The organism is Brachybacterium sp., from assembly GCF_052095815.1.
Taxonomy (GTDB): Bacteria; Actinomycetota; Actinomycetes; order Actinomycetales; family Dermabacteraceae; genus Brachybacterium.
This window is the reverse complement of sequence record NZ_JBQDLF010000001.1, coordinates 39,655-63,676: the sequence shown is the minus strand read 5'-3', so window position 1 is coordinate 63,676 and position 24,022 is coordinate 39,655. Positions and strand designations below refer to the sequence as shown.

The window sequence follows — 24,022 nt, the reverse complement described above, 5'->3', positions numbered from 1 at the left end:
CGCGGCGCGGTCGCGGACCGCACTCTCAGGCGCGGGCGCGGTGCGCCCGGTTCAGCGCCGAGGTGATCGCCTCGAGGGAGGCGCGGGTGATCGAGCCGTCGATGCCGACGCCCCAGAAGATCCGGTCGCCGATCTCGCACTCGATGTAGGAGGCGGCCAGCGAGTCGTCACCTTCAGTGAGTGCGTGCTCGGCATAGTCGAGGATGCGCACGTCGATCTTCCGCTCGGCGAGGGCCTTGACGAAGCCGTCCAGCGGGCCGTTGCCGATGCCGGTGACCTGGTGCTCCTCGCCGTCGACCACGAGCGTGGCGGTGATGCGGTCCGAGCCCTCGCCGGTGGACTCCTGGTGCACGTCGCGGAAGCCGTAGTGGCCCCACTGGCGCGACTCGTCGCGGGAGGGCAGGTACTCGTCGGTGAAGGCATCCCAGAGCTGCTCGGGGCTGACCTCGCCGCCGTCGGAGTCGGTGCGCTCCTGGACGATGCCGGAGAATTCGATCTGCAGACGGCGCGGCAGGTCCAGGCCGTGCTCGGTGCGCAGCAGATAGGCCATCCCGCCCTTGCCGGACTGCGAGTTCACGCGGATCACCGCTTCATAGGAGCGGCCCACGTCCATCGGGTCGATCGGCAGGTACGGGACCCGCCACACCAGATCATCGACATCCTTGCCGGCCTTCTCGGCGTCGACCTCCATGCGCTCCAGGCCCTTCTTGATGGCGTCCTGGTGGGAGCCGGAGAAGGCGGTGAACACGAGGTCGCCGCCGTAGGGGCTGCGCTCGGGCACCGGCATCTGGTTGCAGTGCTCGACGGTGCGGCGCACCTCGCCGAGGTCGGAGAAGTCGATCTGCGGATCGATGCCCTGGCTGAACAGGTTCAGGCCCAGGGTCACCAGGTCCACGTTGCCGGTGCGCTCACCATTGCCGAAGAGGCAGCCCTCGATGCGGTCCGCGCCGGCCAGGTAGCCGAGCTCTGCGGCGGCGACACCGGTGCCGCGGTCGTTGTGGGGGTGCAGGGAGAGCACGAGCGAGTCGCGGCGGTCCAGGTTCCGGTGCATCCACTCGATCGAGTCTGCGTAGACGTTCGGGGTGGCCATCTCCACCGTCGCCGGCAGGTTGACGATCATCTTGTCCTGGGGCGTGGGCTGGAAGACCTCGATCACGGCGTTACATACGCGCAGCGCGTACTCGAGCTCGGTGCCGGTGTAGGACTCCGGGGAGTACTGGTAGGTGACCTGGGTGTCCGGGATGGTCTCCTCGTACTTCTTGCACAGCAGCGCACCCTGCACGGCGATGTCGAGGACAGCGTCCTCGTCGGCGCGGAAGACCACGTCGCGCTGGACCACGGAGGTGGAGTTGTAAAGGTGAACCACCGCGCGCTTCGCCCCGGCGATCGCCTGGTAGGTGCGCTCGATGAGGTGCTCGCGGGACTGGGTGAGGACCTGGATCGAGACGTCCTCGGGGATGCGGTCCTCCTCGATGAGGCTGCGCACGAAGTCGAAGTCGGTCTTCGAGGCAGAGGGGAAGCCGACCTCGATCTCCTTGTAGCCCATCTGGACCAGCAGCTCGAACATCCGCAGCTTGCGCTCGGCGTTCATCGGGTCGATGAGGGCCTGGTTGCCGTCGCGCAGGTCCACCGCGCACCAGCGAGGCGCGCGCGAGATGCGACGGGCGGGCCAGGTGCGGTCCGGCAGCTCGACCTGGATCTGCTCATGGAAGGGCAGGTACTTGTGGGTCGGCATGCCCGACGGCTGCTGGGGTGCGTCGCCGGTGGGGCCGACGACGGGGGCCGACGGGTCGCCCTCTGCCGCGACGGGAGCGACGGTGCCGCGTGCGGCGGGGGTGGAGGTGATCGTGGAGTCAGTCATCTGGAGGTCCTTCTCGCTGGGGTACCGGTCGCCGGACAGCACGTCAGCCGCGGCGGGTTCCCGGCGGTTCAGGACCCGTCGCGGCGGCGAAGCAGAAGCAGCGATCCACGCATGAGCCTCACGTTAGCACCGTCTGACCGGCGGTTCGGGACCTCTCACCATGCGAACACCGGGCAGCGATGACGGTCCCGGTTCCAGCTGGCGTCAGAACCCGAGGCGGCCCAGCTGCTTGGGGTCGCGCTGCCACTCCTTGGCGACCTTGACCCGGAGGTCCAGGTGCACCTTGCGGCCGATCAGGTGGTTGATCTCGGCGCGGGCCTGGGAGCCGACCTCCTTCAGGCGGGAGCCACCCTTGCCGATGATGATCCCCTTCTGGCTGTCACGCTCGACGAACAGGGACGCTCGGACCACGAGACGTCCGGTGCCGGGTTCGACCGGGGTGAAGGCATCGCCGTCGGGATCCACCTCGACGACCTCTTCGATGACCACCGCGATCGAGTGCGGGAGCTCGTCGCGGACACCCTCGAGGGCGGCCTCGCGGATCAGCTCGGAGATGCGATCATCGCGGGACTCCTCGGTGAGCTGGTCATCCGGGTAGAGCTGCGGCCCCTCGGGGAGCTGGCGGGTGATCACCTCGAGCAGCACGTCGATCTGGTCTCCCTTGACGGCGGAGATCGGCACGATCTCGTCGAAATCCATCATCTGGTCCACGGCCATGAGGTGCTCGGCCAGACGGTCCCGGGTCACCAGGTCCGTCTTGGTGACGACGGCGACGACCCGCGGGCCGCGCCGACCAGTGCGGAGCTCGACCAGATCCTCGCAGATGAAGCGGTCACCAGGGCCGATCTTCTGATCTGCGGGCAGGCAGAAGCCCACCACATCCACCTCGCTGAGGGTCTCACGGACCAGGTCGTTCAGCCGCTCGCCCAGCAGGGTGCGAGGGCGGTGCACACCGGGGGTGTCCACCAGGATGATCTGGGCGTCGTCGCGGGTGACGATGCCGCGGATCGCGCGGCGGGTCGTCTGCGGCTTGCTCGAGGTGATCGCGACCTTCTCGCCCACCAGCGCATTGGTCAGCGTGGACTTCCCGACGTTGGGCCGGCCCACCAGGGCGACGAAACCGGAGCGGTGCACGGGCTCCGCGACGGAATCCTCGGTGGTGTCGGGGTTGGGGTCCTGGTCAGCGGTCATAGTCGTCCTCCTGGTCGGTGTCTTCGTGGTCCTCGTCCTGCGGAGCTCTGCGCACCAGCACGGTGGAGAGCCGCTTGCGGCGGCCCGCGGTTCTCTCCCCCTCCAGCTCGAGCCCGAGCGCGATGGCCTGGGAGCCGGGGATCGGCACCCGCCCGGTCGCCTTGGCCAGCAGGCCGCCCACGCTGTCGATGTCATCGTCGTCGAGCTCGAGGTCGAACAGATCCCCGACCTCCGAGAGGCCGGCCCGGGCGGGGACCCGGTAGCGGCCCTCGCCGAGGTCCTGGATCTCGGGCTCGGCACGGTCGTGCTCATCGGCGATCTCGCCCACGATCTCCTCGAGGATGTCCTCGATGGTCACGATGCCTGCCACGCCTCCGTACTCGTCGACCAGCACCGTGATGTGCACATGGCTGGTCTGCATCTGCGCGAGCACCTCGTCGGCCGCGACGAACTCCGGGGCGAAGCGCGCCGCGCGCATGATCTCGTGCACCGGCCGCTCGGGGCTCGCGTCCCAGGGTGAGTGGATCGCCCGCATCACGTCCTTGACGTACAGCATTCCGCGGAGATCATCGACGCTGTCGCCGATCACCGGGATGCGGGAGTAGCCGGAGCGCACGAACAGCCGCATCGCCGTCTCGGCGCTCGAGTCCGCGCTGAGCGTGACCATGTCGGGCCGCGGCACCATCAGCTCGCGCACCATGGTCTCGCGCAGGTCGAAGACGCCCTGGATCATGTCCCGCTCGCCGTCGCGCACGTGCTCGTCCTCGAGCGCACGATCGACGTTCTTGCGCGCCTTCTCGACGCCGTCCTCGGGCGTCTCCGCTCCGCCCGAACGGGCCGCGAGTGAGGCGCCGACGCTCGTCAGCGCCCCGGAGGGGACCCATAGCAGCCCCCGCACCAGGGTGACCAGCCAGCGGTTGGAGATCAGCACGGACTCAGGGCGGCTGCGACCGATGGTCCGCGGTGAGATCGCGAGCACGATCAGCACCAGCAGTCCGGCGACGACCACGGTCGCGATCCCGGGCAGCAACAGGCCCGGGTGGCCCAGGTGGTCGCGGACGGCCACGGTCACCCCGGCCACGGAGGCGACCATCACCGTCTCGGCGAGCATCCGGCCCAGCGACACCGAGGCCAGGGTACGAGCGGCGTCCTCCCGGTGGGCGAGCACCCGCGCACGCACGGACTCGGGACGGGAGGACAGCGCCTTCTCCAGCACGCCGCGGGAGACGGACAGCTGGGCCGCATCGACCGCCGTGAGCATGGCGGCCACCACCCCGGAGGCGACGATCAGCGGGATCAGGACGAACAGGGCGAGGGTCAGCATAGGACGGACCCGGGCCTAGGTTTCGGCAGAGTCATGGGCCGGGCGGTCAGCGCGCGGGCCGTGAGGCGAGGAAGGTGAGCAGGAGCTTGCGCTGGAGGTCGAACATCACGGTGCGCTCATCCTCCTCCATGTGGTCGTAGCCCAGCAGGTGCAGGATCGAGTGCACGGTCAGCAGCAGCATCTCCTCGACAGCGCTGTGGCCGGCCTCGGCAGCCTGCTTGGTGGCGACCGACGGGCATAGCACCACGTCTCCCAGCAGCCCCTCGGGCGCCGGGTGCTCGGGGCTGCCGGGGATGAGCTCGTCCATCGGGAAGCTCATCACGTCGGTGGGGCCGGGCAGATCCAGCCACTGCACGTGGAGCTTCTCCATCGCGTCCTCGTCGACGAACAGGATCGACATCTCGGTGGCCGGATGCAGGTGCATCGCCTCGAACACGAAGCGGGAGAGGTCGACGAACTCGCGCTCATCCACGACCGCCGTGGTCTCGTTGCGGATCTCGATGGTCATGCTCAGTTCCCCTTGTGGGTTCGGTGGCGGGGGTCTCGGGTGCCCCCGGGTTGGATCTCCCAGCGCCCGTAGGCTTCGACGATCTCGCTGACCAGACTGTGGCGCACGACGTCCCGGGAGGACAGGCGGCAGAAGGAGATGTCCTCGATGCCCGAGAGCACCTGCTCGACGACCTTCAGCCCGCTCTTCTGGCCGCCCGGAAGGTCGCCCTGGGTGACATCGCCGGTGATGACCATGGTGGAGTTGAAGCCGAGCCTGGTCAGGAACATCTTCATCTGCTCAGGCGTGGTGTTCTGGGCCTCGTCGAGGATGATGAAGGCATCGTTCAGAGTGCGGCCGCGCATATAGGCAAGCGGTGCGACCTCGATGGTGCCGGCGCTCATCAGGCGCGGGATCGATTCCGGGTCCAGCATGTCGTGCAGAGCGTCGTACAGCGGGCGCAGGTACGGGTCGATCTTCTCGTTCAGGCTCCCGGGCAGGAAGCCCAGCCGCTCCCCCGCCTCGACGGCGGGCCGGGTGAGGATGATGCGGTCCACCTGCTTGCTGAGCAGCTTCTGCACCGCCATCGCGACGGCGAGGTAGGTCTTGCCGGTGCCGGCAGGACCGATCCCGAAGGTGATGGTCGAGGATTCGATCGCCTCGATGTAGGTCTTCTGGCCCATCGTCTTGGGCCGGATGGTGCGGCCGCGTGAGGAGAGGATCGTGCGGGAGAGGACCTGCTCGAGCTTCTTCCCGCTGGCGCGCTCATCGCCGTAGAGGTTCGCGGCGCGCTGCACCGCCTCGGCGGTGACCGCCTGCCCGGTGCCGGCCAGGTCGATGATCGAGCGCATGATCTGCTCGCCCCGACGCAGCGCCTCTTCCGTGCCGCGCAGCGTCACCTGGTGCCCGCGCACGTGCACATCGGTGTCGGGGATCGCGTCCTCGAGGGCCGCCAATGCCTGATCGTTCTCCCCGAGCACCTGGAAGGGGCTCAGGTGATCGGGGATCGCCAGCTTCCGCTCACGCACCTCGGGAGGGCGTCCGGGGGCCGGGTCGAGGGCGTCTGTCACAGTTCTCCTTCTGCGAGCTTCCCGCCCGCCAGGACGTGCGCATGCACGTGGAAGACGGTCTGGCCGGCGCTCGCACCGGTGTTGAAGATGAGTCGGAAGTCGCCATCGCCCTGCTCCGCGGCCACCTGCGCAGCAACCTGCGCGGTGTGGGCGAGCAGCGCCGGATCCTCGACGAGCTCGGTCACATCGCGACGATGCTCCCGCGGCACCACCAGCACATGCACCGGGGCCTGCGGATGCAGATCCTTGAAGGCGATCACCTGATCGTCCTCATGGACCCGCTCGGAGGGGATCTCGCCGGCGACGATCCTGCAGAAGATGCAGTCCGGATCATGACGCTGCGTGACGTGCTCGGTGAGGCTGTTTCCCATGCCCCGGAGTCTACGGGAGCGAGGAAGGCCACCTCTGTTTGAGGAACGCCTCAGATCTATGAGAAGTTTTAATCACTATGACAAAACTTGGAATCATCGTCGCCAGTGCTCGCCCGAACCGTGTGGGGGACCACGTCGCCCGCTGGGTCCGCGACGCCGCTCCCGCCGGGGTCGTCGTGGACCTGATCGACCTGCGCGAGGTCGCGCTGCCTGCCTTCGACGGCACGAGCAGCCCCAAGGCCGGCCTGCCCAAGGAGACGGACCACTCCCGCTCCTGGGGCGAGCGGATCGACGCCCTCGACGCCCTGGTGATCCTCACCCCGCAGTACAACGGCTCCTACCCCGGGGCCCTGAAGAACGCGATCGACTTCCTCTATGAGGAGTGGAGCGACCTTCCCACCCTCCTGGTCGGCTACGGCTGGGCCTCGGCCAGCGAGGTGCTGCCGGTGCTGGAGACCCTGATGACCCGCCTGGGCGCGGACGTCGTCGGCTCGATCGGCCTGGGCTTCCGCGAGGACCTCTCCGTCGAGGGCGAGCTGTTCGTCGCCGAGGAGAAGACCGCCGCGCTCGGTGAGCATCTCAACGCGATCACTCAGCGCGCGCTCTCGAACGTCGGCTGACCCTTCCGCGAGCGTTCCGTGCGACCGGGAGACCGGGACACGTCGGACCACCGGAAACCCCCCGGGACACGCCGGGCCATCGGAAGCTCCCTGGGACACGCCGGACGCCCGGGACGCGCCGGACCGTCGGAAACGTCCCGGATCGCTCGGGACACGCCGGACCATGAACGCCGAGAACACTGATTCCACGCATTTCTGAACGGAATCAGTGTTCTCGGCGTTCCGCTATCGGCGCGGCGGGCGGCCGGGCGGGCCGGCTGAGCGGAACGAGCAGACCAGACCGGACCAGGCAGACCGGACCGGCCCCGGCGATGCTCTCGTCACCGCCGGGGCCGCACCTACATCGCTGACGTCTGCGTCAGCGGCTCTGCTTGATGAGGTCCGCGGCCTTCTCGGCGATCGCAATGACCGCCGGGTGGATGTTGGCGGTGACCTCACCGGGCATGACAGAGGCGTCGACCACGCGCAGCCCGTCGATGCCCCGCACCCGCATGGTGGTCGGATCCACGACGGCCTGCTCGTCGGTGCCCATGCGTGCGGTGCCGGCGAAGTGGAAGGCGGTGTCGGAGTTCGCCTTCAGCCACGTCACCAGCTCCTCGTCGCTCGGGTTCATGCCCGGGTCGATCTGCTCGACCTCGAATTCGGACGGCATCGCCGCGCCGACCTTCATCGCGGCGCGCAGTCCTGCGACCGCGACGGCGACGTCGCGCTCGTCGGAGAGATGGTTGAACACGAAGTCGGGCTGATCGTCCACGCTGGGCCCGGAGATGCGTGCGTGGCCGCGCGAGTGCGGGCGGCCCTGGTACATCCCGAGGCGGAAGCCCGAGAAGTCCGCGAGGTCCCAGCCCTTCTCGCCCGGCATGAAGGGCAGGAAGTGCAGCTGGAGGTCCGGGTCCTGCGCCTGCTCGCCGGTGCGGAGAAACGCGCCCGCGAGCGAGGCGCCGATGTTCAGCGGTCCGTTGCGGGGAAGCAGGTAGTGCTTCATCCCCTGCAGGCCCTGCTTCACGAGCGTCCCGGCGGCGTTGTTGAACGTGTACGGGCTGCTGGTGCGGAACTTGATGCCGTACTGGACGTGGTCCATGAGGTTCTCGCCGACGCCCGGCAGGTCGTGGACGACGTCGATCCCGTGCTGCTGCAGCAGGGCTCCGGGGCCCACGCCGCTGACCTGGAGCAGCTGCGGGGTGTGCAGAGCCCCGGCGCTGAGGATCACGTCCCGCCGTGCGGAGACCTGGAACTCGTGACCATCCTTGCGATAGCGCACACCGGTGGCGCGCTTGCCGTCGAAGTCGATCCCGGTGACGGTGGCCTCGGTGGTGATCTCGAGGTTCGGCTGCTTGCGCATCGGCTTGAGGTAGGCGAGGTCGGTGCTGGACCGCTTCCCGTTCCAGGTCTCCAGATCCCAGTAGCCCGCGCCCTCGATGCGGTCGCGGTTGAAGTCGTCGTTCTTCCCGATGTCCAGCACGGTCGCCGCCGTCTCGATGAAGGCGTCGGCCAGGGGGTTCTGCCAGCGGGCGCGCTCGACCCGGAACGGCCCGTCGCCGCCGTGGAACTCGGTGGCCCCGCGGTGGTCCGTCTCGGACTTCTTGAAGTAGGGCAGCAGGGAGCGGTAGTCCCAGCCGGTGGCGCCGCTGTCGGCCCACGCGTCGTAGTCGGAGGGGTTGCCGCGCACGTGCACCATGCCGTTGATCGCGCTGGAGCCTCCCAGCAGCTTCTCGTGGGGCAGGGCGTAGACGGTCCCTCCGAGCGATTCGTCCGGCTGCGTGGTCCAGTCCAGCCACATGAACTTCGGCTTGAAGAGGATCTTCGCGAAGCCCAGGGGCACGCGCGACCAATAGCTGGTGTTCTCGGGGCCGGCCTCGAGGACGAGCACGCGGCTGTCCGGGTCCTAGGCGAGCCGCGCCGCCACGATGGCTCCGGCGGACCCGCCGCCGACCACCACGTAGTCGTAGTCCTGGGGGATCGTCGTCATCTGGGATACCTCACTGTTCCGTCGAAAAATTGGGGGCTTGCCCCATCCAACAAGAATAGTCACCCGTCTATTCCCGGTGCGAGGGGTTGCCGTTCGTGGCCGGTGGCGGCGCCCAACGCACAGAACTGTTCGGCGCGGGGTGGAGGTCAAAGGGTTGAGGTGCCTAAGCTCGAGGGATGACCACTGCTTCCGCGGCCGACGCCTCCGAGCCCGCCGAGCCTGTGCACGTCTCCCGCGCACGTTCCGGGATGGCCGACGGCGACATCGCCGCAGGGACCATGCGCCGGCTGCGGGAGGGACGTCGCGCCTCGACCGTGGGACGTGCCACGACCACGCGCAGCGCTATCGCCTCCGCCGTGGTGTCGCTCAGCACCGCCGGCAAGCCTCTGACGGTCAGCGCCGTGGTGCGGGAGGCGGGCGTCAGCCGTCCGACGTTCTACACGCATTTCGCCGACCTCGACGATGTGATCGTGATGATCCACGAGCAGGCGCTCGCCGAGGTCGCGAGCTGGCAGCAGCGAGCTCTCGAGGGTCCTGAGCACTGGAGCGAGCCGGACGCGCAGCAGGAGTCCTTCCGCCGTTTCGCCGAGTACGTGGACCAGCATCGCGAGCTCTACGCCACGATCTTCGAGCTCCCCACCGGCGCCGAGGTGCGTCGGCGGGTCTCCCGCGTGATGGCCGATGCACTGCAGGCGCGGCTGGAGAAGGTCGCCACGCCGCCGGAGGGGATCAGCGCCGAGGCCATCAGCTCCGCCCTCGCTGCCGCATACACGCACCTGCTCGGCATGTGGGTGCGCGGGGAGCTCGAGGCGACGGTGGACGATGTGATGGCGCACCTGACCGTACTGATGCCGGCCTGGTTGATGGATCCTGCGACCCCGCCGACGGCGGCGGACCGCAGGTGAGGCCTCAGCCCCAGCGCCCCACCAGGGCGCTGAGCACAGCGATCGCGGCGGGGCCGGCGGTCGAGGAGCGCAGCACCTCGGGACCGAGCAGCACAGAGCGGGCGCCGGTCTCGCGCAGCTGAGCGAGCTCCTCAGGATCGATGCCGCCCTCGGGGCCGACGATCACGAGGATCTCCTCGAGACCGTCCTCGCTCGCGGAGCGCAGATCCTCGGCGAGGCTCATCAGGCCCACGGACTCCTGCTCGTGGAGCACCAGCACCAGCGTCCCCTCGACCTCTCGTCCTCGCAGGTCAGCGACCAGCTGCGGCGTGGTCACGGGCTCGCCGACCGCGGGGATGCCGGGCCGACGGCACTGCTTGACCGCAGCGCGCACGGTCGCCTCCCACTTGGTGCGTCCCTTACGCAGCTTCTCCCCGCGCCAGACGGACACCGAGCGCCGCGCGATCCACGGCACCACCCGGTCGACCCCGAGCTCGGTGGCCGATTCCACGGCCTGCTCGTCGCGCCCGCCGGTGGCCAGGGCCTGCACCAGGGTGAGGCGAGGCAGGCGCTGCACGGCCGGTGAGGGGTCCGCGAGAAGGCACAGGTCCAGCGCCTCCTTGCGGGCGGCGGTCACCTCGGCGAGGACCTGACGGCCGGGGGCGTCGGTGAGCAGCACCTGCTCCCCCACGCCGATCCGCGCCACCTTCGCGGCGTGTCGGCCCTCGTCGCCCGCCAGTACCAGGGCATCGCCCGCGACGACGGCGGCCAGGGTGTCGTCGAGGATCAGGAAGCTCGGCGGCGTGGTGGGCATCAGGTGCTCTCCCGTCGGTCTCAGAAGTCGCGCAGGCGCTCGCGGAGCTTCGCGAACGGGCCGTGGCCCTTGGTGCGGCGTGTGGTCTCGTCGCCGCGCAGCGCGGCGAGCTGCTGGAGCAGATCCCGCTCCTCCTCGGTGAGCGAGGTGGGGACATCCACATCGAGCACCACGCGGATGTCACCGCGGCGTTCGCGGCGCAGCGGGGTGACGCCGAGCCCCTTCAGGACGATCTCCTCACCGGGCTGCGAGCCGGGGCGCACATCGAGATCCTGAGGGCCGTCGAAGGTATCCAGCGGGATGGTGGCGCCGAGCGCGGCGGTGGTCATGGGGACCGCGATCGTGGTGACCAGGTCGTCGCCCGACCGCTCGAACATCTCGTGGTCGGTGACGGCCAGCTCGACGAAGAGGTCGCCGGAGGGCCCGCCCGCCTCGCCCGTCTCGCCCTCTCCGCGCAGCTGGATCCGAGTGCCGTTCTCGACACCGGAGGGGATCCGCACGGTCACCGTGCGCTCGGAGGCGGTGCGGCCATGACCGGAGCAGCCGGTGCAGGGGCTCTCGATCACATCGCCGTGGCCCTCGCAGGTGGGGCAGGGTGCCATGGTGACCATCTGGCCCAGCAGCGACTGGGCGACGCGCTGGACGTGGCCGGAGCCGTTGCAGGCGGTGCAGCGGGTGGGGCTGGTGCCGGGCTCGCAGCAGGAACCGGTGCAGCGCTCGCACAGCACTGCGGTGCGGAAGGTGACCTTCTCCTCGGTGCCGAAGACCACGTCACGCAGGTCGATCTTCACACGGCGCAGCACATCTCCGCCACGTCGCTGGCGGGGCACGGGGCCCTGGTTGCGGCCGCGCATGCCGGAGGCGCCGGCGAACATGTCGAAGATGTCGTTGAAGTCGAAGCCGCCACCGCCGCCACCGGGGAAGCCGCCCATGCCCGGGCCGCCACCCATGTCGTACTGCCGGCGCTTGTCCGCATGGGAGAGGGTCTCGTAGGCCTGGGAGACCCGCTTGAACTTCTCGGCCGCCTCGGGGTCCGGATTGACGTCCGGGTGGAGCGTGCGGGCGAGCTTGCGGTACGCCTTCTTGATCTCATCAGTCGTCGCTTCGCGGGAGACGCCGAGGAGGTCGTAGTAATCGTCGTTCACTGCAGTGGGGTCCTTACCGGGGAGTCGGTGCCGCGGGCGGCGGGCACGGGGCGTCGAGTGGCATGGGCGGCCGGGCGGGGGTGAGCCCGCGGAGCCCGCCCGAGGCTATTCGAGAAAGCGGGAGACGTAACGGGCGATGGCCTGGACGGTCGAGATGCCGGTGACGTAATCCATCCGGCTGGGTCCCAGGATCGCGACATGCGAGCCGACACCGTACCCGGCGCCGACGACCGCGGCCTGATGCAGCGCCCGGTCCTGGAGCTCGGTCCCGATGCGCACCTCGACGGCGCCCGGCGAGGCGTGCATCTCGGTGAACAGGCGCAGCAGCACCAGCTGCTCCTCGAGCACGTCCAGCAACGGCTCGACGTCACGGGCGAAGTCCTCAGCCGATCGCGCGATGTTCGCGGTGCCGGCCATCATGATCCGGCCCTCGGCACGAGTCGCTGCGAGCGCGGCGAGAGCCTCGGACACCTCGGCGGCGGCCGGTCGCTCCGGGGGCGTGAGCGCTTCGAGGAAGTCCTCCAGCGGCGTGGCGAGGTCGGTGACCTCGCGGCCTGCGACGACACGATTGAGCTGGTCGCGCAGCACCGCGTAGTACTCGGCAGGTTTGCCGGCGTTGATAGGCACGGTGCGCTGATCCACCCGGCCGGACTCGGTGATCAGCACCACCAGCAGCAGGGAGTCGGCGACCTTGACCAGTTCGACATGCCGGATCCGGGCCTGCCTGCGGGCCGGGTACTGCACCATCGCGACCTGCTGGGTGAGCTGCGCCAGCACCCGCACGGTCCGAGCCAGCAGCTCCTCGACATCGCCCGAGTCCTCGAGCAGCGTACGGATCGCCCGGCGTTCGGGGGCGGAGAGCGGCTTGATGGTGGCGACGTGGTCGACGAAGGTGCGGTAGCCCTTGTCGGTGGGGACACGCCCCGCCGAGGTATGCGGCTGATGGATCAGCCCCTCCTCCTCGAGCAGCGACATGTCGTTGCGCACTGTCGCAGCGGAGACCCCGAGCTCGTGGCGTTCCAGGAGCGACTTGGAGCCGACGGGCTCGCGGGTGGAGACGTAGTCCTCGACGATCGCGCCGAGGATCTGGAGCTTGCGGGCGTCCGTCTCGCTCACCTCCTGCGCTGCGTGCGTCCAAAGTCGTGGTCTCTCATTTGGCACTCTCTCATGCCAGGTGCCAATCCTACGCGCCCCGGCGCGCTGCGCGGGGAGGCGTTCGCCACGGGTGTACGGTGTCGCGCGTGCCTGCTGACTTCCCCGACCGGTACGGCCGCGACGTGCTGTCCTCCGGTCCGCCCGCCCATCATCGTCGCCGTCCCGTGGCCCGCGAGGTCCCCGCTCAGCGGGGCCTGGTCGCCGAGGAGGCCTCCACGGGGTTCACCGGCGCGGTGACCCGCGTGGAGAAGATCGCCGGAGAGCTCGTGGTCGAGCTGGAGGACGGCCGCGGCGTCCGCCGGACGTTCCCACTGGGCCCCGGCTTCATGATCGATGGACAGCCCGTGGTGCTCACCCGCGCCGTCGCGACTGCCTCCGCACCCGTGCGCCGGCGCTCCGCCTCCGGGTCCGTCTTCGTCGAAGGGGCGAAGGCACGCACCGCCCGCGCCTCCCGGATCTGGGTCGAGGGCACCCATGATGCGGAGCTGGTGCAGAAGGTGTGGGGCCACGACCTGCGCATCGAGGGCATCGTCGTCGAACAGCTCGAGGGCGCGGACAACCTCGCCGAGCGCGTGCGTGAGTTCGGACCTTCTCCCGGGCGCCGGCTCGGGATCCTCGTGGATCATCTTGTGAAGGGTTCGAAGGAGTCCCGCATCGCCGCCGAGGTCATGGCGCTGCCTGGCGCCCGAGGCAATGTCACGGTGGTCGGACACCCGTACGTCGATGTCTGGCAGGCGGTCAAACCCGCCCGGGTGGGGCTCACGGCATGGCCGCACATCCCCAAGGGCACCGACATCAAGGTCGGCTCCCTCGCCGCGCTCGGCTGGCCCCATGCGGACAAGTCCGATATCGGACTCGGCTGGAAGCGGATCCTGTCGACCGTCCGCTCCTACGCCGACGTCGAGCCGACGCTCTCGGGCCGCATCGAGGAGCTCATCGACTTCGTGACCGTGGACCACTCCTGACTGGGGGTTAACCCCCGGTCGATACGGCGGCACGCCACGCGGACGCCGCAGGCGATGCTCTATAGGCTGGCTGCATCAGCCCGTCGCCGGCGTGAGAGCCGGCCCGTCCCGAAGAAGGAACCATGAGCCAGACTCCGCATCCGCATGATCCGTTCGGCATCGAGCCCGGCACCCCCGCCGAGCAGGCCGCCCCCACCTCGGATCCCTCGCTGCATCCGCACGACCCCTTCGCCTACGGTCCCGACGCCTCTCGCGTCCCGTCGCCGCCGAGCGCCGGTGAGCCCGCGGCGCAGGCCCCCCATCTCGCCGCGCCGGCTCCCGCTCCTGCGGGCCACAGCGCATATCGCGCGCAGGGTGGCGCACCGGGTGGGGCGCCGGGCGGGGAGCAGACGGACCAGCCGGCTCCCGGCACCAAGGGTGTCTACGAGGGGCCCCTGAGCGGTCAGCCGCTGAATCGCTCCGACTCCCGCATGTGGGGGATGTTCTCGCAGCTCGCCGTGGTCCTCGGGCACGTGATCAGCTGGGGCTTCCTCGGCTGGGTCGGCCCGCTGATCATCTTCCTGATGTACAAGGACCGCGATCGCTTCGTGCGCTTCCACGCCACCGAAGCGCTCAACGGCGCGATCGCCGTGCTCATCGCTCAGGTTGCCCTCACCATCGTGATCACGATCCTGACCATCTTCACTCTCGGCGTCGGCTCGATCCTGTACCCGCTGGTCGGGCTCCCCGCACTTCTTCAGCTGGTGTTCTCGATCGTCGGCGCGGTCAAGGCCAACCAGGGCGAGTACTGGGCCTACCCGTTCAACCTCCGCCTGGTGAAGTGACCGGCCCGGCGTCCACTGCACCATGAGCACGAGAGCCCTCGGGATCCCACGATCCCGGGGGCTCTTCCGCTGCCCTCACATCCAGTTCACGCCGTCGTGCTCGAACTCGCGGACGCGGTGGGCGATCATCCGTCGCAGCAGGTCCGTGGGCACCGGCGTCGTATAGGGCAGCTTGACGCTCCCCTTGCCGGTCTCGTACGCGGTGAGCTCCGCCGCGAAGGCCTCCCGAGTGCTGGGGGTGACCGTGAAGTTCGCGTGATGACGGTGGGCGCTGCAGACGAACAGGATCGTGCCCCGTGGATGCAGGTACGCGGGAGAGCCCCACTTGAGGGCCTCGCTCGCCTCGGGCACGGCCTCCTGAGCCAGCGCCCGCAGCTCGTGCAGGCGGGCGCGAGCCGGGCCGTCGAACGCCGCGATGTACTCGTCGACCGTGGTGGGCTTCGCTGACGGAGTCATTCCCGCAGTCTGCCCCGAAAGCGTCTCAGGGCACCAGGTCCCGGATGACGGCATCGGCCAGCAGCCGCCCCTGCCGGGTCAGGACCGCTCGTCCGGCGGCAAGGGCATCGGCGTCGAGATGGCCACGATCACGGTGCACGGCGAGCATCTCCCGACGCTCTGCGGGGACCACCTCGACGGCGAGCCCGTCGGCGATCCGCAGCTCGAGCATGATCCTCTCGACCAGCCGGTCCTCGGCGGCGACCAGCTCGGAGTCCGCCACCGGCATCTCGCCCGCGGCGAGCATCCGGGCGTAGCGGCTGGGGTGCTTCACGTTCCAGGAGCGCAGCCCGTCTCGGTGGCGGTGCGCGCCGGGGCCGATCCCCCACCAGTCGGTGCCGCGCCAGTAGGCGAGGTTGTGGCGGGAGCGCTGCTGCTCAGTGCGGGCCCAATTGGAGACCTCGTACCAGGAGAGCCCATCGGCGCGTGCGAGGTCATCGACCAGCTCGTACTTGTCGGCCATGTCGTCGGGATCGGGGGCTTCGAGCTCACCGCGGCGCAGCTGCCGTGCCATCGCGGTGTTGCCCTCGATGATCAGCGAGTACGCCGACATATGGTCGACACCGCAGGCCAGCGCTGCCTTCACGGACGTCTCGACGTCGGCGAGGGTCTCCCCCGGGGTGCCGTAGATGAGGTCGAGGCTGACATCCAACCCGGCCTCGCGGGCCCAGGCCACTGCCTGCGGGACCTTCTCGGGGTCGTGGGTGCGATCCAGCGTGGCCAGCACCGAGGGCACCGCGGACTGCATACCGATCGAGACGCGGGTGATGCCCCCGTCGGCGAGGCGCGAGAGCGAGGCCCGGGTGACGGAGTCCGGGTTCGCCTCGGTGGTGATCTCGGCGCCCTCGGCCAACGGGATCAGCGTGCGCAGATGGTCGAGCATCGCGACGAGGTCATCAGCGGGCAGCAGGGTCGGGGTGCCGCCGCCGAAGAAGACGGTCGAGACCTGCTCGTAGTCGTAGCCGGCCTCGCGGTCCGCGGCGAGGGTCAGATCCATCTCACGCATGGAGTTCTGCGCGTATTCGGCCTGGGAGCCGCCCCCGCCGAGCTCGGTCGCGGTGTAGGTGTTGAAGTCGCAGTACCCGCAGCGCACGGCGCAGAAGGGGACGTGGATGTAGACGGACAGCGGGTTCACAGGCCCATCCCCAATCCCAGTCCTCGCCCGGTGGAGCGCAGGCGGTCCGGGAACTCGGAGTCCTGATCGGCGCGCCGCAGCGCATTCTGGGCGCTGTCCACGAGCGAGTCGTACAACACGGTGTCGGTCTCCCGGGCCCAGTCCAGCAGCGCACGGGCCCGCGCGGCGTCGAGACCGCGGAAGGCGTCGCCGACGGTGACCCCGTGCTCTGGACGATGGAGCACCTCGATCCCGTCACCGGCGGAGGTCTCGCCCTCCACCAGCACCCGGAAGTAGGCACCGCAGCGGCCTGCAGCGGTGAAGTGGCGGCCCCAGCGACGGTCCCCGATCCAGGCCGAGAAGGTGCCGCAGGGGTTGCGGGGGCAGGTGGCCTCGAGCTCGGCGGTGCCGACTCTCCAGCGCTCTCCGATCACCGTCTCGTCGGTGTCCTGCCCGGTGGTCACGAGGTTCTCCCCGAAAGACCCGTCGGGCAGGTCGAGCTCGCGCTCGGCGGCGTGGGCCGCACGCGTCTCCCGCGAGAAGGCGTAGACCGCCTTGAAGATCCCGCCGTGGTGCTCGCGATCGCCCTGGACGTCGCCGAGCACCCCGTGGGTGAGCAGCCGCACCGGCCCGTCGACCGGCCGTTTGTCGATGCCGCTCATCAGGCCGCTCGCCGCGACCGGGAACAGCTGGGCGACGGTGCAGACCGCCGCGATGCGTCCGGTCTCCATGGTCACTTCTTCTTGCTGTCCTTGGGCATATCGCCCTCGTCGGAGGAGAGCGCGGCGATGAAGGCCTCCTGCGGGACCTCGACGGATCCGATGTTCTTCATACGCTTCTTGCCCTCCTTCTGCTTCTCCAGCAGCTTGCGCTTACGGGAGATGTCGCCGCCGTAGCACTTGGACAGCACGTCCTTGCGCATCGCGCGGATGTTCTCGCGGGCGATGATGCGGGCGCCGATGGCGGCCTGGATCGGCACCTCGAACTGCTGGCGCGGGATGAGCTTCTGCAGCTTCCCGGCCATCTCGACGCCGTAGTTGTAGGACTTGTCCCGGTGCACGATGGCACTGAACGCATCCACCGGCTCACCCTGCAGCAGGATGTCGACCTTGACGAGATCTGCGACCTGGGAGCCGGAGATGTCGTAGTCAAGGGAGGCATAGCCGCGGGTCTTGGACTTCAGCTGATCGAAGAAGTCGAAGATGATCTCCGCGAGCGGCAGCGTATAGCGCAGCTCGACACGGTCCTCGCTGAGATAGTCCATGCCGCCGAGATTCCCGCGCTTCGACTGGCACAGCTCCATGACGGCGCCGATGAACTCGCTGGGGACCAGGATCGTGGCGTTGGTCATCGGCTCGCTGATCTCGCGGACCTTGCCGCTCGGGAAGTCCGACGGGTTGAGCACCTCGATCTCGGTGCCGTCCTCCATGACCACGTGGTAGACGACGCTCGGGGCAGTCGAGATCAGCTCGAGGTTGAACTCGCGCTCGAGGCGCTCGCGAATGATCTCCAGGTGCAGCAGGCCCAGGAAGCCGACCCGGAATCCGAAGCCGAGGGCCGTGGAGGTCTCCGGCTCGTAGTTCAGGGCGGCGTCGTTGAGCTTGAGCTTGTCCAGTGCGTCGCGCAGCACCGGGTAGTCGGAGCCGTCGATCGGGAACAAGCCCGAGTACACCATCGGCTTGGGATCAGCGTAGCCCTCGAGGGCCTCCGTCGCACCACGGATCGAGGTGGTGATGGTATCGCCGACCTTCGACTGGCGCACGTCCTTCACGCCCGTGATCAGGTAGCCGACCTCGCCGGGACCGATGCCCTGAGTGGGGTGGGGCTCCGGGGAGCTCACGCCGATCTCGAGCAGCTCGTGGTGTGCTCCGGTGGACATCATGTCGATGCGGTCGCGGGACTTCAGCGATCCGTCGATCATGCGTATGTAGGTGATCACGCCGCGGTAGGTGTCGTAGACGGAGTCGAAGATCATCGCGCGGCAGGGGGCCTCGGGGTCGCCCAGCGGGGCCGGGAGGGTCCGGACCACGTGGTCCAGGAGGTCCTCGACGCCGACCCCGGTCTTGCCGGAGACGCGCAGCACGTCATCGGGCTCCACCCCGACGAGCTGCCCGATCTCGGCGGCGTACTTCTCGGGGTCCGCTCCGGGCAGGTCGATCTTGTTCAGCACCGGGATGATGGTGAGGTCGTTCTCCATCGCCAAGTAGAGGTTCGCGAGCGTCTGCGCCTCGATGCCCTGCGCGGCGTCGACCAGCAGGATCGCGCCTTCACACGCTGCCAGCGAGCGGGAGACCTCGTAGGTGAAGTCCACATGCCCGGGGGTGTCGATCATGTTCAGTGCGTAGTTCACGCCGTCGACCTGCCACGGCATGCGCACAGCCTGGCTCTTCACGGTGATGCCGCGCTCGCGCTCGATGTCCATCCGGTCGAGGTACTGGGCGCGCATGTCACGGGAGTTGACGATCCCGGTGATCTGCAGCATGCGGTCGGCCAGCGTGGACTTGCCGTGGTCGATGTGCGCGATGATGCAGAAGTTGCGGAGCCGCTCCTGGGGGGTCGAGGCGGGAAGGATGTCCCGCGCCTCGTCGGCCGCGATCTTCGGGGTCACCGGCTTACGTCCTCTCGTCGATAACGGGCCGGGCGCTCTCGCGCCGGGCATCGGCCCATCGTCTCATGGGGAACGCTCCCGTCCCTGATCCCGCGGTGCTCCCGGACAGAGGTCACAGGGGACGTGCTGCCCGCCGCCTCAGTGCGCGGGATGGAAGTAGGTCGCGCCGAGCGTCCGCGTGACGGCGCCGGTGACCATCTGCAGCTGCTCCATCTCCTCGTCGAAGTTCTCGACGATGTCATCCAGGGAGCGGAAGCGCAGGCTCGCCAGCGCCCGGCCGACGATCCGCCTGCCGGGCTCGGCGGTGCCGAGCCGGTCGAAGCTGTTGCCGTGCAGCTTCGCGAGGGTCTCGAGCGCCTCCTCGATCTCCCCGAGGCAGTGCACCGCAGAGCGCGGGAAGATCGAGTCCAGCAGCAGGAATTCGATCGCCCGTGCGGCGCGGACCCGCCCGCGGTAGGAGCGGATATAGGCTTCGTGCGCGCTGCAGGAGCGCAGTAACATCACCGTCGCGGCAGGCGAGGAATCCTCGAGGTCGTGATCCTGCAGGTTGCGGGCCAGCATGTCTACCCGCTCGAGCAGCTGCCCGATCCGCAGGAACAGCCATGCCTCGTCACGGGTCATCGAGGAGTCCACCAGTCCGTTCACCACCGCACAGCGGTCCTTGGCGAACTGGAAGGCGCCGTGCATGCGTGAGGGACGCACCCCGCGCGGCAGGCCCAGGGTGGTGGTGTTCAGCGACTCCCACACCTCGGTCGAGAGCACCTCGCGCACGCCCCGGGCGTTCTCCCGGGCGGCCAGCAGCGCGCCGGCCACCGAGGACGGATTCCCTCGATCGGTGAGCAGGCGGTCCAGCACCCGCTGCACGCTGTGGTCGGACTCGTCGGTCTGCTCGAGCCCGAAGATCTGGTAGACGTCGCGGCAGGCCTCGGCGAAGTCCTCCGGGGTGTCCTCGGTGATCGACTGCAGCTTCACATCGAGTATCCGGGCCGTCTGGTCCGCACGTTCGACATACCTGCCGATCCAGAACATCGCGTCGGCGATCCTACTCAGCATCATGGGGTGCCTCCTCGACGTCGATGATCGGGATCGCGGAGGTCACCGGGTCGGGCTCGGGTGCCCGTTCCTCGATCTGCTCTTCACGCGGGTCCTCGAACTCGTCGTAGCTGTCATCCGTCGGATCTTCGATCCCTTCCACCTCGAACTCCTGGGACTGCGCCTGCGACTGCGCCTGGGACTGATGCGCAGACCCTTCGGTCGTCCGCTCGGGGGCGAGCACCCAGGTGTCCTTCGACCCGCCGCCGCGGGAGGAGTTCACGATCATCTCACCGCGCGGCAGGGCCACCCGGGTGAGCCCTCCGGGCAGCACCCAGACGTCATCGCCGCTGTTCAGAGCGAAGGGACGCAGGTCCACGTGACGCGGCTCGGGTCCCTCCTCGACGAGGGTGGGGATGGTGGAGAGCTGGACCACGGGCTGGGCGATCCAGCCGCGCGGATCCGCGAGCAGCCGCTCCCGCAGCGCATCGAGCTCCTCGCGGGAGGCGGCGGGACCGATCACGATGCCCTTGCCTCCGGAGCCGTCGACCGGCTTGACCACCAGCTCGTCGAGCCGGTCGAGCACCTCGGCCAGGGAGTCGGGCTCCTCCAGCCGCCAGGTGTCGACGTTGGGCAGGATCGGCTCCTCGGAGAGGTAGTAGCGGATCAGGTCGGGAACATAGGTGTAGGTGAGCTTGTCGTCGCCGATCCCGTTGCCGATGGCGTTGGCGACCACCACGTTGCCGGCGAGGATCGCGCGCACCAGGCCCGGCACTCCGAGCGCGGAGTCGGGACGGAACACCTCGGGGTCCAGGAAGTCGTCGTCGGTGCGCTTGTAGATCACGTCCACGCGGCGCAGTCCGGCGGTGGTGCGCATGTAGATGCGCTCACCCCGTTCGACCAGGTCCGACGCCTCGACCAGATCCACGCCCATGGTGCGGGCCAGCAGGGAGTGCTCGAAGTAGGCGCTGTTGTAGCGGCCAGGGGTCAGGACCACGACGGTGGTCTCCTCCCCCGCGGTGTTCGGCGCGGCGGCCTGCAGCGCCGAGAGCAGCCGGCCCGGGTACTCGCCCACCCGCCGCACCGGCCGGTGCGCGAACAGCTCCGGGAAGCCCTGCGCCATCGCGCGCCGATTCGAGAGCACGTAGCTGACGCCGCTGGGGGTGCGCACGTTGTCCTCGAGCACCCGGAAGTCGCCGGCTCCGTCCCGCACCAGGTCGATCCCGGAGATGTGGATCCGCACGCCGTTGGGCGGTGTGTAGCCACGCATCGCCTCGACCACATAGGTGGACGAGGTGACCAGCTCCGCGGGGATCACCCCGTCGGTGATCGCGGCCTGGTCGTTGTAGAGGTCATCGAGGAACCGCTCGAGGGCGCGCACCCGCTGGCCGACCCCGGCCGAGACCCGGGTCCACTCCTCGGCCGCGACCACTCGCGGGATCGCGTCGATCGGGAAGGGTCGCTCCTCCCCCGCATAGTCGAAGGTGATCCCCTGGTCGAGGTAGCTGCGGGCCAGGGAGTCGGACCGGCTGCGGAACTCCTCTGTGCCGAGCCCGGACAGGGCATCATGCAGCGCCTGGTAGGTGGGGTGCACCGTCCCGTCGGGGGCGAACATCTCATCGCCGCCGGAACCGGTCCGCGCACTGTGGAACAGCGGGGTGGCAGACATGCCTACCATTCTCACACCGTCCCACCCTCTCTGCGGCGCACTCCGCCCAGGAAGCGAGAGCCTGATGTCCCTGGTCTCCCGACTGACCTCCTTCCTCCGCTCCGCGGCGCGCGATCCCGCACTCCGCCGAGGAGCCCGCGCGCTGGGCCGGTCCGCGGTCCGGGCGGTCAGGGAGCAGCGTCGGGCCGAGCCCGCGACACCCTCCAAGTCCACGCCTTCCGCGGCGACTCCGTCCGCGACGACACGGCGGCCCACCTCTGCCGGGGCCGGTGCCGGTGGTCACGCCGGTGGGGAGGGCGCCCTCGCGCTCGCCGACCGCCGCGGTTCCACCCCCCTGGCCCTCGACTACGCCCCGCGCCAGGACGACCACCCGGATCCCGGCGAGGTCGTGTGGGCATGGGTGCCCTACGAGGAGGATCTCTCCCAGGGCAAGGACCGTCCCGTGCTGGTCATCGCCGAGGAAGCGGCCGATGCGGGAGGGTCCGACGGGTCCGGCGAGGTGCTGGTGGCGCTCATGCTCACCTCCCGCGACCGCGCCGGCGACGGCGAGGTCACCACCGATCAGCACGGCTCGACCTGGGTGGACATCGGCACCGGCGAGTGGGACCGGGAGGGGCGCCCCTCCGAGGTGCGGGCGGACAGGCTGCTGCGCCTGGCACCCGGGGCGGTGCGCCGGGAGGGCGGGCGGCTGGATCGCGCGCGCTACGATCGGGTCTCCGCCACGGTCCGGTCGGTGCACGGCTGGCGCTGAAGCGGTGGGATTTCCGAGAGACACGCCGCACACCGGGTGCGCCCGGGAGCCGCTGCTCTGGTAATCTCTTGCCTCGTATGTGTGACATACCGTTCGATGTGCGCATGATAGTCCCGACGTGTCAGGGGCGACGATTCGTGCGAACCGGGCGAGTACCCGTGGCAGCGACCCGGTACCGACGTCTTCAGGCGAATCCCCACCGCCGTCCCTGTCGGCTCCGATCCTCGGCCGTCGCGGAAGATCCACCGCAGCAGCACAAGAGAAGAGTCTTCGTGGCAAACATCAAGTCCCAGATCAAGCGGAACAAGACGAACGAGAAGGCGCGCCTTCGCAATCGCGCCGTCAAGTCCGAGCTCCGCACCTACACCCGCAAGGTGAAGGCCGCCGTCTCCACCGGCGACGCCGAGGTTGCTGGCGAGGCGCTCAAGACCGCCTCTCGCAAGCTCGACAAGGCCGTCTCCAAGGGCGTCATCCACCAGAACCAGGCCGCGAACCGCAAGTCCGGTCTCGCGAAGCTGGTCGCCGCGGTGAGCGCCTGAGCCTCACCCGCTCTCGTTTGTGACGAGGCCCCGCACACCACGATGGTGTGCGGGGCCTCGTCGTCGTACCGGGGATCTGCCGGGCGTCGTCGTGCCGAGGCTGGTCAGCCAGCGCGACGGATCAGCCGGCGCGACGGGTCAGCCAGCGCGACGGGCGCGGCAGATGCCCATCACCATCCGCTGCACGGACCAGCGCGGGTCACGTCCTGCCCCCTTGACCTCATGGTCTGCGCGGGCGATGGCCTCCAGGGCCCGCGCCAGGGAGCGGTCGTTCCAGTTCCTCGCCTCGCGGGAGAGGTTGCGCAGCATCCAGTCCGGCATCCCCAGGCTGCGGGCGCTGGCGCCGGGAGCGCTGACCTTGGCCAGGGAGCGCATCTTGGAGGCGATCGCGGCGACGATCGGCACCGGATCGGCGCCGGCCAGCTGGGCCTGCTGGAGCAGCTGGAGCGCCTCCTGTTCGCGGCCGGCAATCGCGGCGTCTGCGACGGCGAAGGCGGTGGACTCCACCCGGCCCGCAGTCAGTGCGTGCACCTCCGCGAGGGTCACCTGGGTGGCCTGCTCGCCGGGGTCGGCGGTGGTGTCCTCGATGAGCTGATGGCTGATGGCGGCGAGTTCGGCGAGATCGGTGCCGAAGGCGTCCACGAGGGCGACCAGTGCCTCGGGCTGGATGCGGCGCTGGGCGCGGGCGAACTCCGCGGCGACGAAGGCCTGCTTGTCCCCCGCCCGTTTGACGGGGCTGGCATCGACTCGCGGCACCCCGGCCTTCTTGAGGGTGTCCAGCAGCTTCTTGCCGCGGTTGCCGCCGCGGTGGACGAGCACGAGGGTGACGTCCTGCTCAGGGGTCTTCACGTAGTCGAGCAGCTCGACGACCAGAACATCCGGCGCGGCCTGCAGCTCGGGGACGACGATGAAGCGAGGCTCGCCGAACAGCGACGGGCTCGCCACCTGGGTGAGGGCACCCGGACCGAGCGCGTCACCGGAGAGGTCATGGACTGCGACCGAGGGATCCGCCTCGCGGGCCAGGCCGCGCAGCCGCTGGACGGCACGATCGGCGATCAGGGTCTCGGTGCCATGGATCAGCACGATCGGTGCGAGGGCGACGCTGTGCCACTCGACATCGCTCACGGGGGCTCC

At 69.4% G+C, this 24,022-nt stretch carries 24 protein-coding genes; 6 read left to right on the top strand and 18 right to left on the bottom strand.

All coding sequences use genetic code 11. From position 1 onward, the window contains the following. Window positions 1-25: 25 nt before the first annotated feature. From leuA to ACTH43_RS00255, 6 genes are all read right to left on the bottom strand, one after another. Window positions 26-1,735: a 2-isopropylmalate synthase gene (gene leuA, locus ACTH43_RS00280; protein WP_441443054.1), complete on the bottom strand. Its 1,710-nt coding sequence runs from the start codon at window positions 1,733-1,735 to the stop codon at window positions 26-28. Window positions 1,736-2,065: 330 nt separating this feature from the next. Then, entirely contained in the window at window positions 2,066-3,052 is a 987-nt protein-coding gene (gene era, locus ACTH43_RS00275; RefSeq protein ID WP_441442930.1) for a GTPase Era, read from the bottom strand. Then, a complete protein-coding gene (locus ACTH43_RS00270; protein ID WP_441442929.1) occupies window positions 3,042-4,376 on the bottom strand; it encodes a hemolysin family protein in 1,335 nt (444 codons plus the stop codon). Before ACTH43_RS00270 ends, era begins: the two co-directional genes overlap by 11 nt. A gap of 46 nt (window positions 4,377-4,422) precedes the next feature. Next, window positions 4,423-4,884: an rRNA maturation RNase YbeY gene (gene ybeY / locus ACTH43_RS00265; protein WP_441442928.1), complete on the bottom strand. Its 462-nt coding sequence runs from the start codon at window positions 4,882-4,884 to the stop codon at window positions 4,423-4,425. Window positions 4,885-4,886: 2 nt separating this feature from the next. Further along, on the bottom strand, window positions 4,887-5,933 hold the full coding sequence (locus tag ACTH43_RS00260) for a PhoH family protein (RefSeq protein WP_441442927.1): 1,047 nt from the start codon (window positions 5,931-5,933) through the stop codon (window positions 4,887-4,889). Beyond that, on the bottom strand, window positions 5,930-6,304 hold the full coding sequence (locus ACTH43_RS00255) for a histidine triad nucleotide-binding protein (protein ID WP_441442926.1): 375 nt from the start codon (window positions 6,302-6,304) through the stop codon (window positions 5,930-5,932). The genes ACTH43_RS00260 and ACTH43_RS00255 overlap by 4 nt, the downstream gene beginning before the upstream one ends. A gap of 77 nt (window positions 6,305-6,381) precedes the next feature. Here ACTH43_RS00255 and ACTH43_RS00250 point away from each other — a divergent pair, with 77 nt between their 5' ends. Further along, complete coding sequence (locus tag ACTH43_RS00250; RefSeq protein WP_441442925.1) at window positions 6,382-6,924, top strand: NADPH-dependent FMN reductase; 543 nt, start codon at window positions 6,382-6,384, stop codon at window positions 6,922-6,924. Between the two features lie 358 nt (window positions 6,925-7,282). Here ACTH43_RS00250 and ACTH43_RS00245 read toward each other — a convergent pair whose 3' ends face one another. Together ACTH43_RS00245 and ACTH43_RS00240 are read right to left on the bottom strand one after the other, a co-directional pair. Further along, window positions 7,283-8,794: a GMC family oxidoreductase gene (locus ACTH43_RS00245; protein WP_441442924.1), complete on the bottom strand. Its 1,512-nt coding sequence runs from the start codon at window positions 8,792-8,794 to the stop codon at window positions 7,283-7,285. 15 nt (window positions 8,795-8,809) lie between these two features. Next, window positions 8,810-8,956, bottom strand: a complete 147-nt coding sequence (locus tag ACTH43_RS00240) for a hypothetical protein (protein ID WP_441442923.1) — start codon at window positions 8,954-8,956, stop codon at window positions 8,810-8,812. A gap of 113 nt (window positions 8,957-9,069) precedes the next feature. Between ACTH43_RS00240 and ACTH43_RS00235 the strand changes: the two genes are divergently transcribed. Next, window positions 9,070-9,798, top strand: a complete 729-nt coding sequence (locus tag ACTH43_RS00235) for a TetR/AcrR family transcriptional regulator (protein WP_441442922.1) — start codon at window positions 9,070-9,072, stop codon at window positions 9,796-9,798. A gap of 4 nt (window positions 9,799-9,802) precedes the next feature. Here ACTH43_RS00235 and ACTH43_RS00230 read toward each other — a convergent pair whose 3' ends face one another. The 3 genes from ACTH43_RS00230 to hrcA form a co-directional block, all read right to left on the bottom strand. Further along, window positions 9,803-10,591: a 16S rRNA (uracil(1498)-N(3))-methyltransferase gene (locus ACTH43_RS00230; RefSeq protein ID WP_441442921.1), complete on the bottom strand. Its 789-nt coding sequence runs from the start codon at window positions 10,589-10,591 to the stop codon at window positions 9,803-9,805. 20 nt (window positions 10,592-10,611) lie between these two features. Continuing rightward, a complete protein-coding gene (gene dnaJ / locus ACTH43_RS00225) occupies window positions 10,612-11,736 on the bottom strand; it encodes a molecular chaperone DnaJ (RefSeq protein ID WP_441442920.1) in 1,125 nt (374 codons plus the stop codon). Between the two features lie 105 nt (window positions 11,737-11,841). Next, window positions 11,842-12,852 carry a heat-inducible transcriptional repressor HrcA gene (gene hrcA, locus ACTH43_RS00220; RefSeq protein WP_441442919.1) on the bottom strand — a complete coding sequence of 337 codons (1,011 nt, stop codon included), beginning with the start codon at window positions 12,850-12,852 and terminating at the stop codon, window positions 11,842-11,844. A gap of 125 nt (window positions 12,853-12,977) precedes the next feature. Between hrcA and ACTH43_RS00215 the strand changes: the two genes are divergently transcribed. Then, window positions 12,978-13,856: a DUF3097 domain-containing protein gene (locus tag ACTH43_RS00215; protein WP_441442918.1), complete on the top strand. Its 879-nt coding sequence runs from the start codon at window positions 12,978-12,980 to the stop codon at window positions 13,854-13,856. Between the two features lie 122 nt (window positions 13,857-13,978). Next, window positions 13,979-14,680, top strand: a complete 702-nt coding sequence (locus tag ACTH43_RS00210; protein ID WP_441442917.1) for a DUF4870 domain-containing protein — start codon at window positions 13,979-13,981, stop codon at window positions 14,678-14,680. A gap of 75 nt (window positions 14,681-14,755) precedes the next feature. Here ACTH43_RS00210 and ACTH43_RS00205 read toward each other — a convergent pair whose 3' ends face one another. From ACTH43_RS00205 to ACTH43_RS00180, 6 genes are all read right to left on the bottom strand, one after another. Further along, a complete protein-coding gene (locus ACTH43_RS00205; protein ID WP_441442916.1) occupies window positions 14,756-15,136 on the bottom strand; it encodes an iron chaperone in 381 nt (126 codons plus the stop codon). Window positions 15,137-15,161: 25 nt separating this feature from the next. Beyond that, entirely contained in the window at window positions 15,162-16,310 is a 1,149-nt protein-coding gene (hemW, locus tag ACTH43_RS00200; protein ID WP_441442915.1) for a radical SAM family heme chaperone HemW, read from the bottom strand. Beyond that, window positions 16,307-17,020, bottom strand: coding sequence for an MOSC domain-containing protein (locus ACTH43_RS00195; protein WP_441442914.1), 714 nt, complete (start codon window positions 17,018-17,020; stop codon window positions 16,307-16,309). Before ACTH43_RS00195 ends, hemW begins: the two co-directional genes overlap by 4 nt. 2 nt (window positions 17,021-17,022) lie before the next feature. Continuing rightward, window positions 17,023-18,948: a translation elongation factor 4 gene (gene lepA, locus ACTH43_RS00190; protein ID WP_441442913.1), complete on the bottom strand. Its 1,926-nt coding sequence runs from the start codon at window positions 18,946-18,948 to the stop codon at window positions 17,023-17,025. A gap of 87 nt (window positions 18,949-19,035) precedes the next feature. Further along, window positions 19,036-19,953 carry an alpha-E domain-containing protein gene (locus ACTH43_RS00185; RefSeq protein ID WP_441442912.1) on the bottom strand — a complete coding sequence of 306 codons (918 nt, stop codon included), beginning with the start codon at window positions 19,951-19,953 and terminating at the stop codon, window positions 19,036-19,038. Beyond that, a complete protein-coding gene (locus tag ACTH43_RS00180) occupies window positions 19,940-21,598 on the bottom strand; it encodes a circularly permuted type 2 ATP-grasp protein (RefSeq protein WP_441442911.1) in 1,659 nt (552 codons plus the stop codon). Before ACTH43_RS00180 ends, ACTH43_RS00185 begins: the two co-directional genes overlap by 14 nt. Window positions 21,599-21,662: 64 nt before the next feature. Here ACTH43_RS00180 and ACTH43_RS00175 point away from each other — a divergent pair, with 64 nt between their 5' ends. Continuing rightward, window positions 21,663-22,349: a type II toxin-antitoxin system PemK/MazF family toxin gene (locus ACTH43_RS00175; RefSeq protein WP_441442910.1), complete on the top strand. Its 687-nt coding sequence runs from the start codon at window positions 21,663-21,665 to the stop codon at window positions 22,347-22,349. Window positions 22,350-22,621: 272 nt separating this feature from the next. After that, entirely contained in the window at window positions 22,622-22,888 is a 267-nt protein-coding gene (gene rpsT / locus ACTH43_RS00170; protein ID WP_299303975.1) for a 30S ribosomal protein S20, read from the top strand. A gap of 138 nt (window positions 22,889-23,026) precedes the next feature. Here rpsT and holA read toward each other — a convergent pair whose 3' ends face one another. Beyond that, complete coding sequence (holA, locus tag ACTH43_RS00165; RefSeq protein ID WP_441442909.1) at window positions 23,027-24,013, bottom strand: DNA polymerase III subunit delta; 987 nt, start codon at window positions 24,011-24,013, stop codon at window positions 23,027-23,029. Window positions 24,014-24,022 lie beyond the last annotated feature (9 nt).

What these genes read in the sequence shown, in the direction of transcription:
- leuA (WP_441443054.1), bottom strand. Translation starts at nt 1,735, where the DNA reads ATGCCGACCCACAAGTACCTGCCCTTCCATGAGCAGATCCAGGTCGAG.
- era (WP_441442930.1), bottom strand. Translation starts at nt 3,052, where the DNA reads ATGACCGCTGACCAGGACCCCAACCCCGACACCACCGAGGATTCCGTC.
- ACTH43_RS00270 (WP_441442929.1), bottom strand. Translation starts at nt 4,376, where the DNA reads ATGCTGACCCTCGCCCTGTTCGTCCTGATCCCGCTGATCGTCGCCTCC.
- ybeY (WP_441442928.1), bottom strand. Translation starts at nt 4,884, where the DNA reads ATGACCATCGAGATCCGCAACGAGACCACGGCGGTCGTGGATGAGCGC.
- ACTH43_RS00255 (WP_441442926.1), bottom strand. Translation starts at nt 6,304, where the DNA reads ATGGGAAACAGCCTCACCGAGCACGTCACGCAGCGTCATGATCCGGAC.
- ACTH43_RS00250 (WP_441442925.1), top strand. Translation starts at nt 6,382, where the DNA reads ATGACAAAACTTGGAATCATCGTCGCCAGTGCTCGCCCGAACCGTGTG.
- ACTH43_RS00235 (WP_441442922.1), top strand. Translation starts at nt 9,070, where the DNA reads ATGACCACTGCTTCCGCGGCCGACGCCTCCGAGCCCGCCGAGCCTGTG.
- ACTH43_RS00230 (WP_441442921.1), bottom strand. Translation starts at nt 10,591, where the DNA reads ATGCCCACCACGCCGCCGAGCTTCCTGATCCTCGACGACACCCTGGCC.
- ACTH43_RS00210 (WP_441442917.1), top strand. Translation starts at nt 13,979, where the DNA reads ATGAGCCAGACTCCGCATCCGCATGATCCGTTCGGCATCGAGCCCGGC.
- ACTH43_RS00205 (WP_441442916.1), bottom strand. Translation starts at nt 15,136, where the DNA reads ATGACTCCGTCAGCGAAGCCCACCACGGTCGACGAGTACATCGCGGCG.
- ACTH43_RS00195 (WP_441442914.1), bottom strand. Translation starts at nt 17,020, where the DNA reads ATGGAGACCGGACGCATCGCGGCGGTCTGCACCGTCGCCCAGCTGTTC.
- lepA (WP_441442913.1), bottom strand. Translation starts at nt 18,948, where the DNA reads ATGCCCGGCGCGAGAGCGCCCGGCCCGTTATCGACGAGAGGACGTAAG.
- ACTH43_RS00185 (WP_441442912.1), bottom strand. Translation starts at nt 19,953, where the DNA reads ATGATGCTGAGTAGGATCGCCGACGCGATGTTCTGGATCGGCAGGTAT.
- ACTH43_RS00180 (WP_441442911.1), bottom strand. Translation starts at nt 21,598, where the DNA reads ATGTCTGCCACCCCGCTGTTCCACAGTGCGCGGACCGGTTCCGGCGGC.
- ACTH43_RS00175 (WP_441442910.1), top strand. Translation starts at nt 21,663, where the DNA reads ATGTCCCTGGTCTCCCGACTGACCTCCTTCCTCCGCTCCGCGGCGCGC.